This window comes from Pseudomonas sp. GL_117, from assembly GCF_057835125.1.
This window is the reverse complement of record NZ_CM174418.1, coordinates 1776386-1792201: the sequence shown is the minus strand read 5'-3', so window position 1 is coordinate 1792201 and position 15816 is coordinate 1776386. Positions and strand designations below refer to the sequence as shown.

Below are 15816 nucleotides of genomic sequence, written 5' to 3'. Positions count from 1 at the left end.
GGACGCCGTCATGCGCCTGTTCCGCACCCTGAGCCTGTTGTTGCTGGTCGTGGCCCCGTCGGCGTTCGCCGACAGCCCGTACCAGGTGGAAATGATCCTGGTGCGCCAGAATGCGGAGCCGCCGCTCAACAGCCGTGCCGCGCCGGAAAACTGGGATGCCGGGGCGGTGCATCTGAACGCCGATAAAATGAGCCCGCCACGCCTGAGCAATATTGTCGACAAGCTGCGCGCCGACAACAGCTACACCGTGCTGGTGCACAAGGCCTGGGAGCAAAACCTCGGCGAACAACCGGTAAAGGTCGCGATCACCGACGGCCAGGAACAGTTCGGCCAGTTCCCCATCGAAGGTGTACTGAACCTGCAATTGGGCCGTTTCACCGACATCGACGCCGACTTCTGGCTCAACAGGTTCGACAGCAACGGCAGCGTGATCGCCAGCGAACATCTGAGCCAGACCGACGTGCGCACCAAGAACAACCAGCTCAACTACCTGGACGGCGGCCACCTGGCCTTGCTGATCAAGATCACTTCGCTGACCGCCAAGCCACCCAGCGCACCACCGCCTGACATTCAGGACTGATCCAGCGCCATGCCCCTGACGTCGCAATTGACCAAACCCCTGGCCCCGTCATGGGCCAATCGCTTTAAAGAGCAGAGCCTGGAGCGCGGGCGGCGTTATGCCCTGGAGAATCGCGTGCGCATCGTCGAGTCCGGCGACAGCACCATCATCGCCAGTTGCTTGGGTTCGGGCGGCAACGTCTACCGGCAGACCATCTCGTTGCGCGAATCGGCCAAGGGCACGCTGATCCTCGTCGACAGCCGCTGTACCTGCCCGGTGCACACCAACTGCAAACACATCGCAGCAGTGCTGCTCAAGGTCCAGGAAACCCTGGACTACCCCGCCGCCGCCCAGGATGCCGAGCTGCTGGAAAAACTCCAGGCCGTGCTGGATAACCGCGTGGTATTGCCGCAAGTGCTCATGGAGGATGTGCTGCCGGTGCCGCGCCTGTGGCTGGCCAGCGTCGAGTTCAGCGCCTTTGAACCGCGCAATGGCAAGATGCAGCGTTATATCCAGCACCGCGCGGCACTGTCGTTCAACTACCTGGGCAACTATGTCAGCGGGCAGAAGAACGCCGACATCATCGTCCGTCAGGACACCCAGAGCCTGCGGATCAAGCGGCATCCGGAGCTGGAGCAAGCGTATCGCGAGCAACTGCGCCTGTTGGGTTTCAAGATCGCCACCCGCCAGAGCAAAGCCTTGCCGGAAAGTGCCGGCGAGCTGTTCGAGATGGTCAATGACAGTGCCTGGCTGAACTTCACCCTCAATGCGTCGCCCACCTTGCGCGCCGAGGGCTGGGAGTTGCAGATCGACGAGGATTTCGGCTTTGACCTGAGCGCCGTCGACGATTGGTACGCCACCGTCGATGAAGGGCCGGAGCGCGACTGGTTCGACCTGGAACTGGGAATTATCGTCAACGGCGAACGCCTGAGCTTGCTGCCGATCCTGTTGAACCTGATGCGCTCCCACACCGAGATCCTCAACCCGGAGAAACTTGCGCGACGCCGCGACGATGAGCTGATCCTGGTGAACATCCCCGGCCTGCCCAACGGCCACGGCCCGCTGCAAGTGGCGCTGCCGTACGGCCGCTTGAAACCGGTGCTGGCAACCCTGGGGGAGTTTTACCTACAGGAACCCGGCACCACAACATTGCGCCTGGCAAAGGCGGATGCAATCCGCTTGAACCCGCTGGAAGACCTGCCGCTGCAATGGGAGGGCGGCGAGAAGATCCGCAACTTCGCCCAGCGCCTGCGGGACATCAAGGATTTCAGCTGTGTGGCGCCAGACGGGCTGAACGCGACCTTGCGCCCGTATCAACTGGAAGGCTTGAGCTGGATGCAGTCGCTGCGTCAGCTCGATGTCGGCGGCATTCTTGCGGACGACATGGGCCTGGGCAAAACCCTGCAAACCCTGGCGCATATTCTCACCGAGAAAGCTGCCGGGCGCCTGGATCGGCCCTGCATGGTGGTGATGCCCACCAGCCTGATTCCCAACTGGCTCGACGAGGCTGCGCACTTCACCCCGCAACTCAAAGTTCTGGCACTTTACGGTGCCGGGCGTAAGAAACATTTCGCCAGCTTGCAGGACTATGACCTGCTGCTGACCACCTATGCCCTGCTCCCCAAAGACATCGAAGTGCTTGCCGCCCAGCCCTTGCACGCGCTGATCCTCGATGAAGCCCAATACATCAAGAACCCCAACAGCAAGGCCGCCCAGGCGGCCCGTGAGCTGAACGCACGGCAGCGCCTGTGCCTGAGCGGTACGCCACTGGAAAACCACCTGGGCGAGCTGTGGTCGCTGTTCCACTTCCTGCTGCCGGGCTGGCTGGGTGACGTGAAAAGCTTCAACCGTGATTACCGCGTGCCGATCGAAAAGCGCGCCAGCGAGGTGCGATTGCAGCACCTTAACGGTCGGATCAAACCCTTCTTGCTGCGCCGCACCAAAGAACAAGTGGCGACGGAGTTGCCGCCCAAGACCGAGATCATCCACTGGGTCGATCTCAACGAAGCCCAGCGCGACGTGTACGAAACCATGCGCCTGGCCATGGACAAAAAAGTGCGCGATGAAATCACCCGCAAGGGCGTGGCGCGCAGCCAGATCATCATTCTTGAAGCGCTGCTGAAGTTGCGCCAGGTCTGCTGCGACCTGCGCCTGGTCAACGACGCCACCCTGCCCGCCCGCGGCAGCAGCTCAGGCAAGCTCGACAGCCTGCTGGAAATGCTCGAAGAACTGTTTGCCGAAGGGCGACGGATCCTGTTGTTTTCGCAGTTCACCTCGATGCTCAGCCTGATCGAAGTCGAGTTGAAGAAACGCGACATCGCCTACGCCCTGCTGACCGGCCAGACCCGGGATCGACGCACGCCGGTGAAGGACTTCCAAAGCGGCAAGCTGCAGATTTTCCTGATCAGCCTGAAGGCCGGTGGCGTAGGGTTAAACCTCACCGAAGCCGACACGGTGATCCATTACGACCCGTGGTGGAACCCGGCCACGGAAAACCAGGCCACCGACCGTGCGTATCGCATTGGCCAGGAGAAGCCGGTGTTCGTTTACAAAATGATTGCACGGGGCACGGTGGAGGAGAAAATCCAACACCTGCAAAAGGAAAAGTCCGACCTGGCGGCCGGCGTGCTGGATGGCCGCACGACGGGGGATTGGCAGTTGGGGAACGAGGATATTGAGGCGTTGTTTGCGCCGTTGCCCAATAAGCAAGAGAAGCGCTGAGCTGTAGATCGCTATCGCGGGCAAGCCCGCTCCCACAGGTTGAGCGCCTTCCAAAATAGGCACTCGGTCGAATGTGGGAGCTGGCTTGCCTGCGATGGCCACACCACGGTATTCAGTCGATCAACTGAGCCTCACGCAACGCAGTCAGCGCCGCCAACCAGCGCGGGTCTTGCTTGTAATCTGTCGAAGCAATCGCCTGCCCGCGCATCCGCGCGATGCGGGCCGATGGCGTCACTTTCATCCGCTGGGCAGCAGTCAGTGCCAACTCCGCCGCCGCGCGATCGTTACACACCAGCCCCATGTCGCAACCCGCCGTCAGCGCCGCCTCGATCCGACTGGCCGCATCGCCGACCACATGGGCACCGGCCATGGACAGGTCATCGCTGAAAATCACCCCATCAAATTGCAACTCGCCGCGCAGGATGTCTTGCAACCAGCGCCGCGAAAACCCTGCGGGCTGGGCATCGACTTGCGGGTAGATCACGTGGGCCGGCATGACTGCCGCCAACTGCTGACTCAGGCGTGCGAAAGGCACCAAGTCATTGGCGCGAATCTGTTCCAGGCTGCGCTCGTCATTGGGAATGGCAACGTGGGAATCGGCCTCAGCCCAACCGTGCCCTGGGAAATGCTTACCGGTGGCGGCCATACCGGCGCTATTCATGCCACGGATAAAAGCCCCGGCAAGCACGGCGGCGCGCTCGGGGTCGCCTTCAAAAGAACGGGTGCCGACCACGGCGCTGCGCTGGTAATCCAGGTCCAGCACCGGAGCGAAGCTGAGGTCGAGGCCCACGGCCAGCACTTCAGTGGCCATGATCCAGCCGCACTGCTCGGCCAGGTATTCGGCGTTGGGGTTGTCCGCCAGCGCACGCATGGCCGGCAGGCGTACGAAGCCCTGGCGCAGACGCTGCACGCGACCGCCTTCCTGGTCGACCGCCAGCAGCAGGTCCGGGCGCACCGCACGAATCGCCGCGCTCAATTCGCGGACCTGGCGCGGATGCTCGATGTTGCGCGCAAAAATGATCAGGCCGCCCACTTCAGGCTGGCGCAACAGGTGGCGATCCTCGGCCGTCAGCCAGGTGCCGGCAACGTCGACCATCAAAGAACCTTGCAGGGCAGCAGTCATAAACCTTCCTTAAATAACGCACACAACCCGTTGCCCTCACCCGATGCGATTGGCACGGTGAACACAACGGGTTGCGAGTAGATAGCTGAATTCGGCATGGGCGGCTAGCTTAGCGGATGCAAGCGGCCGCGCACACCCGGAACGGTCAAACCTTGGCGACAGCCGGAGTGGATTTGCTGCGCGGGCGCAATTGCGCGGCAGCCATGGCCTGGTCGGTCACGCCGGTTTCGGCACGCATGCCGGCGGCGAGGAATGGCACCATCAGGCGCATGACCTGCTCGATGGAGGTATTTACGCCAAAATCGGTCTCGGCAATCGCCCGCAGCGCCTTGATCCCGGACATGCTGAATGCTGCCGCGCCGAGCATGAAGTGCACACGCCAGAACAGTTCGATCGGCGGGATGCGCGGGGCGGCTTCGTTGACCAGCAACATATAACGACGGAATACCTTGCCGTACATATCTTCCAGATACCGCCGCAGGTGGCCCTGGCTCTGGCTGAACGCAAGGCCCAGCAAGCGCATGAAGATCGACAGGTCGTTGCCGCTGCGCGGCTGCACCACCAGCGCTTGCTCGACGAGGATTTCCAGCAGGTCTTCCAGGCTTGGCTTGTTGTCAGGCTTGGTCTGGCGGCGTTCCAGCTCACGGTCGAGGCTGGCGCAGAATGGCCCCAGGAAGCGCGAGAACACGGCCTGGATCAGGGCTTTTTTCGAGCCGAAATGGTAGTTCACTGCAGCGAGGTTGACCCCGGCCTTACTGGTGATCAGCCGCAATGAAGTTTCAGCAAATCCTTTTTCCGCGAACAACTGCTCGGCAGCATCGAGAATGCGTTCAACGGTTTCCGACTGGGCCATGACTACTCCGCCTGACAAACACTTGTTTGAAACATACGTTTCAGGGTGTGTCTTGTCAACCCTGAGGGTCCGTTTTCCGGCCGGTCAGTCATCTATTTAGTCGCTATTTAATCACATCCTTCCTGGTCTGTAGGCAGCGCTATCTCTGGCTTGTAGGAGGAGTGACGAATGACCGTCCAGCGGAGCGACAGAAAAGGATGATTGCCAAGCGCAGTTCACTGTATATAATCCCAGTCACTGTATAAAAAGACAGAGCGATCAACATGCTAAAACTGACGCCACGCCAAGCTGAGATTCTGGCTTTTATCAAGCGCTGCCTCGATGACAACGGCTACCCGCCGACACGAGCGGAAATTGCGCTGGAACTGGGGTTCAAATCCCCCAACGCCGCCGAGGAACACCTCAAGGCCCTCGCCCGCAAAGGCGCGATCGAGATGACCCCGGGGGCTTCACGCGGCATTCGCATCCCTGGCTTCGAAGCCAAGGCCGACGAATCGACACTGCCGATCATCGGCCGCGTCGCCGCCGGTGCGCCGATCCTGGCACAGCAGCATGTCGAAGAATCCTGCAACATCAACCCGACCTTCTTCCATCCTCGCGCCGACTACCTGTTGCGGGTCCATGGCATGAGCATGAAGGACGTGGGCATTTTCGATGGCGACCTGCTGGCCGTCCACACCACCCGCGAAGCCCGTAATGGCCAGATCGTCGTCGCCCGTATCGGCGATGAAGTCACCGTAAAACGCTTCAAGCGCGAAGGCAGCAAGGTCTGGCTCCTGGCCGAGAACCCTGAGTTCGCACCGATTGAAGTGAACCTGAAAGATCAGGACCTGGTGATCGAAGGCTTGAGCGTCGGCGTCATTCGCCGCTAAAGGAGGCATCATCATGCAGCTCGTGCACACCCCACAACACACACAACTGTCGCTGTTCGAGGCCTTCATGGCCCAACCCCTTGCGCCTATCCTCAAGGAAACGGTCGAGGCGCCCTGGAGCGCCGAGCCCGAGGCGTTCAGTGAATTGTCGTTGCGCGGTGCGGCCGGGAGCTGCCTGAGCCTGCTGGCGCCTATCCTGCGCGAACTCAGCGAAGAACAGGACGACGCCCGCTGGTTGACGTTGATCGCCCCGCCCGCCAGCCTGACCCAGGCCTGGCTGCGGGACGCCGGCCTCAACCGCGAGCGCATCCTGCTGCTGCAACCACGTGGCGCGCAAAGTGCCCAGCAGTTGACGTGCGAAGCGTTACGCCTGGGCCGTAGCCATACGGTGGTGAGCTGGTTGAATCCACTGAATGCCAGCGCCAAGCAACAGTTGGTCAGCGCAGCGCGCGTGGGCGATGCTCAGAGCTTGAATATTCGATTGGGATAAAGTCACAGGCTGGGCTGTGGTGGGGGCGCTCACTGTGGCCAGAGAGCTTGCTCGCGCTGGGCTGCGAAGCAGCCCCAAAACCAGGCACCGTGGAATGCCTGATAGACCGCATCAATCTATTTAGGGCCGCTTCGTAGCCCAGCGCGGGGCAAGCCCGCTCTCTACACTGCAGCCACCTTCGGTTCTTAATGAAGAACCCGCGGCCCATCATCCTTCTCCGGCTCGCCTTCCGCCAGACGCCCTGCCATCTGCACACCAACGCTCAACATGGCTTTTGCCACTTCCACGTGCTGGCCTTGCAGGAACGCTTTTGCGTCCTCGGAAAAGTCCAAAGTCACCAGAGAACCCTCGTCCTCAGCCCGGCGCAGCTCGATTCGGCCGTCAGGCAGTTCAACAATTTCCAGAAAGGACGTTGGCATAAAAGTCAGTTCTCCACGAAAGGCCGGGATTATATCAGTCATCCACCCGGCCCCGCTGAGGATCTGAAGAGGTTTCTTTACAGCATGATGAACGGCGCGCTCTGCTGCATCGCTAAACAGTGGGGGTACATCAGCACTCGTTCAAGCCTTCGCGAAACCGCAGTGCCATTTTTTTCAGGTCCTGACGCCAGCTTTCCAGCTCCTGCCGGCTCAACGGCTTGGGCTCGTCCTCTTCCAACGCAACTGCCACGATCAGCGGCTGGGTCACATCGCCCTTGGGCACATGGGGGACGCGCGGAGGCTGGAACATATCGGCATGGGCCTTGAGCAGGCGCGCCACCCAACTGTCGGGGCTCTGGGCCATTTCCACCAGTTCGGCCAGCTCAGGGATGGCCATGGTTTCCAGCACCTCGCGGTTCATGATCATTTCTGCGCGGGGCGAACCGGCCTGGGGCAAGCGATAGAACCCGGCGATTTCATGGCACAGCCCCAGCAAAGCACCGTACAGGTGGAACAACGCCGCTTCACGCCCCGCCTGGACCAACGCGATGGCATTCATCTCCTTTCCGTCCTCGGCACGGCCAAAGGCCTCCAGCGACAAACCCGCAAAGTAAATTTTCTGATTGGTACGGGTATAGAGTTCGTTGGCCATAACGGCAGTCTCCACAACGAAATGAGGCTTGATGCTGGTTTTGTAATGTAACGAGGGAGCTTGCTCCCGCTGGGACGCGCAGCGCACCCAAAGCTTGGGCCTGCTGCGCAGTCCGGCGGGAGCAAGCTCCCTCGCCACAGCAAGCCCGTTCCTACAACTCCGACAGGTTAGTCGATCAAGCGCCCTGGCGCTTGTCCTCGACCTTCCACTTGCCGCCGTCGTAGAACGCTTTCCAGCCGGTAGGCTTGCCGTCCACTTCGGTCTGCACGTACTGCTCCTTGGTCTTGCGACTGTAGCGGATCACGGCTGGGCGACCATCCGGGTCCTTCTTAGGCGCTTCACACAGGAAGTGGTACTTAGGATCGATCTCATCCTTGTGCGGCACGATCTCCAGCACCAGCGGTGCACGGGTCTCGCGGTTTTTCGGGAACTGGCTGGCAGCCAGGAACAAGCCCGAAGCACCATCACGCAGGATGTAAGTGTCGTTGACCTTCTCGCACTTGAGCTCGGGCATCTTCACCGGGTCCATCTTCGGTGGCGCCGCATCGCCGCTCTTCAGCAGTTTGCGGGTGTTCTTGCACGTCGGATTGGTGCAACCGAAGAACTTGCCAAAACGGCCGGTCTTGAGCTGCATCTCGCTGCCACACTTGTCGCACTCCAGGCTCGGACCTTCATAGCCTTTGATGCGGTAAGTGCCCTCTTCAATCTCGTAGCCGTTGCAATCGGGGTTGTTACCACAGATGTGCAGCTTGTGCTTCTCGTCCAGCAGGTAGGCATCCATTGCCGTGCTGCAGATCGGGCAACGGTGCTTGCCACGCAGCACCAGCGACTCGGATTCACCCTCGTCGTCAGCCGCAATTTCATCGCCCGGCACCAGGTTGACCGTGGCCTTGCAGCGCTCTTTCGGCGGCAGGCTGTAGCCCGAGCAACCGAGGAAAACACCAGTGGACGCGGTCCGGATCTGCATCGGACGGCCGCAGGTCAGGCACGGGATGTCCGTCATCACCGGCTGGTTGGCGCGCATGCCGTGCTCCGGGCTTTCGGCCACTTCGAGCTTCTTCTTGAAGTCGCCGTAGAACTCGTCCAGCACGTTTTTCCAGTCGCGTTCGCCCTGGGCCACGTCATCAAGGTTCTCTTCCATGCCGGCGGTGAAGCCGTAGTCCATCAGGTTGGAGAAGCTCTCGGACAAGCGCTCGGTAACGATGTCGCCCATCTTTTCCGAGTAGAAACGACGGTTGTGCAGCGCAACGTAGCCACGGTCCTGGATGGTCGAGATGATCGCCGCATAAGTCGAAGGACGACCGATACCGCGTTTTTCCATCTCTTTCACCAGGCTGGCTTCCGAGTAACGGGCCGGCGGCTTGGTGAAGTGCTGGGACGGATCGAGCTTGATCAGTTTCAGCGTGTCACCCTGGGCCATGTCCGGCAGTACGTCGTCATCGCCTGGCTTGGCGATTTGCGGCATCACACGGGTGTAGCCGTCGAACTTGAGGATACGGCCCTTGGCACGCAACTCGAAGTCGGAAGCCGCCACAGTCACCGTGGTGGACAGGTATTGCGCCGGCAGCATCTGGCAGGCCAGGAATTGGCGCCAGATCAGCTCGTAGAGGCGCTCAGCGTCGCGCTCCATGCCGGTCAGCTTGGCCGGCGTGGTGTTGGCGTCGGAAGGACGAATCGCTTCGTGAGCCTCCTGTGCGCCTTCCTTGCTGCTGTAGACGTTCGGGTTCTCCGGCAGGTACTTCTTGCCGAACTCGCCTTCGATATAAGTACGCGCCATCGCCACCGCGTCTTGCGACAGGTTGGTGGAGTCAGTACGCATGTAAGTGATGTAGCCGGCTTCGTACAAGCGCTGGGCCATCATCATGGTTTTCTTGACACCAAAGCCCAGGCGGTTGCTCGCGGCCTGTTGCAAGGTGGAAGTGATGAACGGCGCCGACGGCTTGCTGCTGGTCGGTTTGTCTTCACGCTTGACGATGCTGTAGCTGGAAGCCTTGAGCTTCTCCAGCGCGGCCATGGCCTGGGCTTCGTTCAGCGGCTTGAAGGCCTCGCCTTTCTCGCGGGCCACTTCAAAGCGCACGTTGGCGCCCTTGGCGGTGCCGAGGTCGGCGTGGACTTCCCAATACTCTTCAGGAATGAACGCACGGATCTCGCGCTCACGCTCCACCACCAGTTTTACCGCAACCGATTGCACACGGCCGGCGGACAGGCCGCGAGCGATCTTGGCCCACAGCAGCGGCGAGACCATGTAGCCCACGACGCGGTCGAGGAAGCGACGGGCCTGCTGGGCGTTGACGCGGTCGATGTCCAGCTCGCCTGGCTTGGAGAAGGCTTCCTGGATGGCTTTCTTGGTGATTTCGTTGAACACCACACGCTTGTAGCGGCTGTCATCACCGCCAATGGCTTCCCGCAGGTGCCAGGCAATGGCTTCCCCTTCGCGGTCCAAGTCCGTTGCGAGATAGATGGTGTCGGCATCCTTGGCGAGCCGGCGCAGCTCTTCGATGACCTTTTCCTTGCCCGGAAGGATTTCGTACTTGGCCTTCCAGCCATGATCCGGGTCCACACCCATGCGCGAGACCAGCTGCTTGCGCGCCTTCTCTTTAGGGGTGAGCACCGGACCTTCGCCCGCAGCCGCCTTGCCGCGCTTGGCGGCAGGCTCCTTGCTGGCGCTAGCCGAACCGCTGGTGGGCAGGTCTCGGATATGGCCGATACTCGACTTCACCACGTACTCGTTACCCAAGTACTTGTTGATGGTCTTGGCCTTAGCCGGGGATTCCACAATGACCAGCGATTTGCCCATGGATCGGAAAATTCCTGAATTCGAGAAGTGAGAGGCAGTTGGCGCCTGTCGCGGCAACGCTATATATAGTGGCAACAAGGTGAGGTCAAGCGCAGCATTCTGCGCGACCTGCCGTTATTGCCCTGAAAAAAGACTGGGTTCGGCCTGGACCAAAGCAAAGCGCGGGACCTGCTCGCCGTCAACTTCGACGGTCTCCACGAACATGCTCAATGGGCGTACCCAAAAGCCGTAATCCCCATACAGTGCTTGGTAGAACACCACTTCTTCTTCGGTCTCGGAATGCCGCGCCACACTGAAAACACGGTACTGCGGACCTTTATAATGCTGGTAGAGCCCTGGTTCGACTTTCATGCTCTGCCCCTCTTACAAAATTTGTTGAAAAAAAAATACGAAACTGCCCAAAAACAAAAACCGGGGCACTGGGCCCCGGCTTCCGTCAACCCAACGCTTAGACGCGTTCGAAGACGGTGGAAATGCCTTGGCCGAGACCAATGCACATGGTTGCAACCCCGAGGTTGCCGCCATTTTGCTTCATCACGTTCAGCAAAGTGCCGGAGATACGCGCACCGGAGCAACCGAATGGGTGGCCCAGGGCAATCGCGCCGCCGTGCAGGTTAACCTTCTCATTCATCTTGTCGAGTACTTTCAAATCTTTCAGCACTGGCAAGGCCTGTGCGGCGAAAGCTTCGTTGAGCTCGAAGAAGTCGATGTCGTTGATGGTCAGGCCCGCGCGCTTCAAGGCTTTTTGTGTGGCCGGTACTGGACCATAGCCCATGATTGCCGGGTCCACACCCGCCACTGCCATCGAACGGATCACCGCCAGCGGCTGGATACCCAGGTCCTGGGCACGCTGCGCCGACATCACGATCATGCACGAAGCACCGTCGGTGATTTGCGACGAAGTGCCCGCTGTCACGGTACCGCCCTTTGGATTGAACGCCGGCTTCAAGGCCGCCAGGCTTTCCAGGGTGGTGTCCGGACGAATGGTTTCGTCGTAGTCGAACAGTTTCAGGAAACCGTTCTCGTCGTAGCCGTTCATCGGGATGATTTCGTCCTTGAACTTGCCTTCCACCGTCGCCTTGTGGGCGAGCTGATGGGAACGCAGGCCGAACGCATCCTGGGCTTCGCGGGTAATGCCGTGCATCTTGCCGAGCATTTCTGCGGTCAGGCCCATCATGCCCGAGGCTTTCGCCGCGTACAGCGACATGTGCGGGTTCGGATCGACGCCGTGCATCATGCTGACGTGGCCCATGTGCTCCACGCCGCCGACCACGAATACATCACCGTTGCCGGTCATGATCGCTTGCGCAGCGGTGTGCAGCGCGCTCATCGACGAGCCACACAGGCGGCTGACGGTCTGGCCGGCCGCAGTGTGCGGGATCTGGGTCATCAGCGACGCCATGCGCGCGATGTTCCAACCCTGCTCCAGTGTCTGGTTGACGCAGCCCCAGATCACGTCCTCGACTTCGCTCGGATCAACCTTGACGTTGCGTTCCAGCAATTTGCTGATCAGGTGTGCCGACATGTCTTCGGCACGGGTGTTGCGGTGCATGCCGCCCTTGGAGCGGCCCATTGGCGTGCGACCGAAGTCGACAATCACCACGTCTCTTGGATTCAAGCTCATAAATAGTCTCGCTCTAGTCGTTTGGGCGCTTAACCGAAGAAGCTCTGGCCGTTCTTGGCCATTTCACGCAGCTTCGCGGTCGGGTGGTACAGCGGGCCCAAATCAGCGTATTGATCAGCCAGGGCAACGAACTCGGCCACACCGATCGAATCGATGTAACGCAGCGCACCACCACGGAATGGAGGGAAACCAATCCCGTACACCAGACCCATATCGGCTTCGGCGGCGGTTTCAACGATGCCGTCTTCCAGGCAACGTACGGTTTCCAGGCACAGGGCGATCATCATCCAGTTGATGATGTCTTCGTCCGACACCTCACGCTGCTCGTAGATGACAGGCGCGAGTACTTCGTGCACCGAAGGGTCGGCCACTTTCTTCTGCTTGCCCTTCTTGTCGGTCTCGTAGGCGTAGAAGCCCTTGCCATTTTTCTGGCCCAGGCGCTTGGCCTCGTAGAGCGCGTCGACAGCCGAGCGGCGGTCGTCTTTCATGCGGTCCGGGAAGCCTTCAGCCATTACGTCGCGACCGTGGTGGCCGGTGTCGATGCCGACCACGTCCATCAGGTACGCCGGGCCCATTGGCCAGCCGAATTTTTCCATGACCTTGTCGATGCGTACGAAGTCCACGCCGGCGCTGACCAGCTTGGCGAAACCGCCGAAGTACGGGAACAGCACACGGTTGACCAGGAAGCCCGGGCAGTCGTTGACCACGATCGGGTTCTTGCCCATTTTCTTGGCGTAGGCAACGGTGGTGGCGATGGCCAGCTCGCTGGACTTCTCGCCACGGATCACTTCTACCAGCGGCATCATGTGCACCGGGTTGAAGAAGTGCATGCCGACGAAGTTTTCCGGACGCTTGAGGGCCTTGGCCAGCAGCGAGATGGAAATGGTCGAGGTGTTGGACGCCAGGATGGTGTCGTCTTTGACCTGAGCTTCCACTTCGGCCAATACGGCTTGCTTGACCTTCGGGTTTTCGACAACCGCTTCGACCACCAGGTCGACATGGCCGAAATCACCGTAGGACAGCGTAGGACGAATGCCGTTAAGCACTTCAGCCATCTTCGCTGCGGTCATGCGACCTTTATCCACACGACCGACCAGCAGCTTGGCGGCTTCCGCCAGGCCCTGCTCGATGCCGTGTTCGTTGATGTCTTTCATCAGGATCGGCGTGCCTTTGGACGCCGACTGATAGGCGATACCGCCGCCCATGATACCGGCGCCGAGTACGGCAGCCTGCTTCACGTCCTTGGCGATTTCGTCGTAGGCCTTGGCCTTTTTCTTCAGTTCCTGATCGTTCAGGAACAGGCCGATCAGGCTCTGGGCCGCCGAGGTTTTCGCCAGTTTGACGAAACCTGCTGCTTCCACTTCCAGGGCTTTGTCGCGACCGAAGTTCGCCGCTTTCTGGATGGTCTTGATCGCTTCAACCGGCGCCGGGTAGTTCGGGCCGGCCTGGCCAGCCACGAAACCTTTGGCGGTTTCGAACGACATCATTTGTTCGATAGCGTTGAGCTTGAGTTTTTCCAGCTTCGGCTGACGCTTGGCCTTGTAGTCAAATTCGCCGCTGATGGCGCCCTTGATCAAGTTCAGTGCGGCTTCTGCCAGCTTGTCCGGGGCAACCACGGCATCGACGGCGCCGACTTTCAGCGCGTCTTCAGCACGGTTTTCCTTACCGGCGGCAATCCACTCGATGGCGTTGTCCGCACCGATCAGGCGCGGCAGGCGGACGGTGCCGCCAAACCCTGGGTAGATGCCCAGTTTGACTTCAGGCAGACCGATCTTGGCCGTGGCCGACATGACGCGGAAGTCCGCCGCCAGGCACATTTCCAGGCCGCCGCCCAACGCGATTCCGTTGATCGCGGCAACGGTCGGCACGTTGAGGTCTTCGAAATCGCTGAAAATCTTGTTGGCTTCGAGGTTGCCAGCCACCAGCTCGGCATCGGGCAGCTTGAAGTTGTCGACGAATTCGGTGATGTCAGCGCCGACGATAAACACGTCCTTGCCGCTGGAAACGATCACGCCCTTGACCGAAGCATCTGCTTTGATGGTGTCTACGGCCTGACGCAATTCATTCAGGGTTAGACGGTTGAACTTGTTGACGGACTCACCCTTGAGGTCGAACTTCAGTTCGACGATGCCACTTTCAAGAGCCGTAACCGTGATGGCTTTACCTTCGTAAATCATCAACTGATCTCCACGATATGGAAGCTGAACAGTACACATTGGACGCTGGCCTATTGGTTGGACATTGATGATTTGGTCAACGTTCAGGCCAATCCGCCAGGCACACCCGCCAATGCGATAGTCGGGATTATGTATGAGCGGTCTGACAGACAAACGCTCAATTCATACGCCCGTTTGATTTGGGTACGCCACCTTCATCCAATTCCGGGCAATTGTCAATCGCTCGAAAGGCTAGGAAAAACGCGACTTTCCAGTCATTTCAGAACCCCGCGCCCACACCGGCGCCTCGTCAATATTCGAATATTCACGAAATCAATAATAGAAAAGAGCCGGGAAAAGGCTGTACAGATTCGGATATACGGCTAGGCTAGCCGCAACCGCAAAGCGCACGGATGAACATCCGGCGCAAGACACCTCAGAATTACCGGCCTGCCTGGCCAACTCCAGCCCGATGATGATGTCGGGCTTTTTATTGCCTGCCATTTTTGCTGCACGGGTCGGCTCAGGCCAAGGCTTTGAGCAGCGTATCAATGTCCTTCAACACGCTCGCCTCACCCTTCTCGCCCCAATACAAGGCGATCATTTGTTTGTCCGCCTCGATTTTGTAGACGTTGTCCGGCAGCCTCGAAAAATACCCCAGCAACGTCTCATCGACGCACACTTCACGCCACTGGTTGACCCACACCCCCGGCTCCAGTTGCCAATAACTCCAGAGCGCCGGTGTGCTGCCGCGCCGTGGCCGACAGTACTGCGCGCACGGGCTCGGCGGCTCCTGCTTGAGCCAGTGCGGCCACTCCTGAGGCGCCAATTGCATGGCCAGGCCGATGCGGCGCGCCTCCATGCGCAGGGCCATGCGCCCGCTCTGATGGCGCGAAGGGCGCAGCCAGGCCAGAGGGCTCAGAACCACCACAAGGATTGACACCACTATCCAGACCGTCATATGTGTACTCCCGAATTTCTAGATGAGCGGATTTGATCTGACGCAACCCCATCCGCTTGAAAGCAGCCATACTGAATCTATTGCAGTCCCCTGGAGGAACGCCCCATGTCCTACGAACGTATTCTGGTCGCTGTCGACCTGACTGAAGAGTGCGATCCAGTCATCAAACGTGCGCGCGCGTTAGCCGTCGCCAGCGGCGCCAAATTATCGCTGGTGCATATCGTCGAGCCCATGGCCATGGCCTTTGGCGGCGATGTGCCGATGGACCTGTCCCAGCTGCAGCAACAACAGTTTGATCAGGCCAAGGAGCGCCTTGACCGCCTGATCCTCAAATATCCTGAGGTGACCAAAGAAAATTCCCACCTCACCTACGGCCAACCACGCCAGGAAATCCACCACCTGGCCAAGGAACAGAATTGCGACCTGATCGTGGTCGGCAGCCACGGGCGACACGGCCTGGCGCTGCTGCTGGGCTCCACCGCCAACGACGTGCTGCACGGTGCGCCGTGCGACGTACTGGCCGTCAAGCTGGTCAAAGCCCCTTGAGCGTTATGAAGATCCAATGTGGGAGCGGGTTTGCCCGCGAAAG

General features: G+C 60.0%; 14 protein-coding genes. 5 read left to right on the top strand and 9 right to left on the bottom strand.

All coding sequences use genetic code 11. The features are described 5' to 3' along the window. Nucleotides 1–10 precede the first annotated feature (10 nt). Together AC3ISR_RS08085 and AC3ISR_RS08080 are read left to right on the top strand one after the other, a co-directional pair. Complete coding sequence (locus tag AC3ISR_RS08085; protein WP_463984371.1) at nt 11–580, top strand: CsiV family protein; 570 nt, start codon at nt 11–13, stop codon at nt 578–580. A 9-nt stretch (nt 581–589) separates the two neighbouring features. Further along, the gene (locus AC3ISR_RS08080; protein WP_489324677.1) at nt 590–3280 is read left to right on the top strand and encodes an SNF2-related protein; all 2691 of its coding nucleotides are present in this window, start codon (nt 590–592) and stop codon (nt 3278–3280) included. 112 nt (nt 3281–3392) lie between these two features. Here the strand turns inward: AC3ISR_RS08080 and nagZ are convergent, their stop codons facing one another. Further along, complete coding sequence (gene nagZ / locus AC3ISR_RS08075; RefSeq protein ID WP_489324676.1) at nt 3393–4403, bottom strand: beta-N-acetylhexosaminidase; 1011 nt, start codon at nt 4401–4403, stop codon at nt 3393–3395. A gap of 145 nt (nt 4404–4548) precedes the next feature. After that, nucleotides 4549–5256, bottom strand: a complete 708-nt coding sequence (locus AC3ISR_RS08070) for a TetR/AcrR family transcriptional regulator (RefSeq protein ID WP_192298628.1) — start codon at nt 5254–5256, stop codon at nt 4549–4551. Between the two features lie 263 nt (nt 5257–5519). Between AC3ISR_RS08070 and lexA the strand changes: the two genes are divergently transcribed. Both lexA and sulA read left to right on the top strand, forming a co-directional pair. After that, nucleotides 5520–6128, top strand: a complete 609-nt coding sequence (gene lexA, locus AC3ISR_RS08065) for a transcriptional repressor LexA (RefSeq protein WP_003172575.1) — start codon at nt 5520–5522, stop codon at nt 6126–6128. 13 nt (nt 6129–6141) lie between these two features. Beyond that, nucleotides 6142–6618 (top strand): SOS-induced cell division inhibitor SulA, encoded by a 477-nt coding sequence (gene sulA, locus AC3ISR_RS08060; protein WP_192298627.1) that lies wholly within the window; start codon nt 6142–6144, stop codon nt 6616–6618. A 185-nt stretch (nt 6619–6803) separates the two neighbouring features. Here sulA and AC3ISR_RS08055 read toward each other — a convergent pair whose 3' ends face one another. The 7 genes from AC3ISR_RS08055 to AC3ISR_RS08025 all read right to left on the bottom strand — a co-directional run bounded on the left by AC3ISR_RS08055 (nt 6804) and on the right by AC3ISR_RS08025 (nt 15227). Next, on the bottom strand, nt 6804–7037 hold the full coding sequence (locus AC3ISR_RS08055; protein ID WP_026136850.1) for a hypothetical protein: 234 nt from the start codon (nt 7035–7037) through the stop codon (nt 6804–6806). Between the two features lie 130 nt (nt 7038–7167). Next, nucleotides 7168–7689: a DUF6586 family protein gene (locus tag AC3ISR_RS08050; RefSeq protein WP_489324675.1), complete on the bottom strand. Its 522-nt coding sequence runs from the start codon at nt 7687–7689 to the stop codon at nt 7168–7170. Nucleotides 7690–7864: 175 nt separating this feature from the next. Beyond that, nucleotides 7865–10486 carry a type I DNA topoisomerase gene (gene topA / locus AC3ISR_RS08045; RefSeq protein ID WP_192298625.1) on the bottom strand — a complete coding sequence of 874 codons (2622 nt, stop codon included), beginning with the start codon at nt 10484–10486 and terminating at the stop codon, nt 7865–7867. A gap of 114 nt (nt 10487–10600) precedes the next feature. Then, nucleotides 10601–10837 (bottom strand): DUF1653 domain-containing protein, encoded by a 237-nt coding sequence (locus AC3ISR_RS08040; RefSeq protein WP_028619417.1) that lies wholly within the window; start codon nt 10835–10837, stop codon nt 10601–10603. Nucleotides 10838–10934: 97 nt separating this feature from the next. Beyond that, nucleotides 10935–12110, bottom strand: a complete 1176-nt coding sequence (fadA, locus tag AC3ISR_RS08035; protein ID WP_192298624.1) for an acetyl-CoA C-acyltransferase FadA — start codon at nt 12108–12110, stop codon at nt 10935–10937. A 29-nt stretch (nt 12111–12139) separates the two neighbouring features. Further along, nucleotides 12140–14287 carry a fatty acid oxidation complex subunit alpha FadB gene (fadB, locus tag AC3ISR_RS08030; RefSeq protein WP_226455315.1) on the bottom strand — a complete coding sequence of 716 codons (2148 nt, stop codon included), beginning with the start codon at nt 14285–14287 and terminating at the stop codon, nt 12140–12142. 502 nt (nt 14288–14789) lie between these two features. After that, nucleotides 14790–15227, bottom strand: a complete 438-nt coding sequence (locus tag AC3ISR_RS08025) for a hypothetical protein (RefSeq protein WP_489324674.1) — start codon at nt 15225–15227, stop codon at nt 14790–14792. Nucleotides 15228–15332: 105 nt separating this feature from the next. On the opposite strand from AC3ISR_RS08025, the gene AC3ISR_RS08020 reads away from it, so the two are divergent. After that, nucleotides 15333–15773 carry a universal stress protein gene (locus AC3ISR_RS08020; RefSeq protein ID WP_192298621.1) on the top strand — a complete coding sequence of 147 codons (441 nt, stop codon included), beginning with the start codon at nt 15333–15335 and terminating at the stop codon, nt 15771–15773. Nucleotides 15774–15816 lie beyond the last annotated feature (43 nt).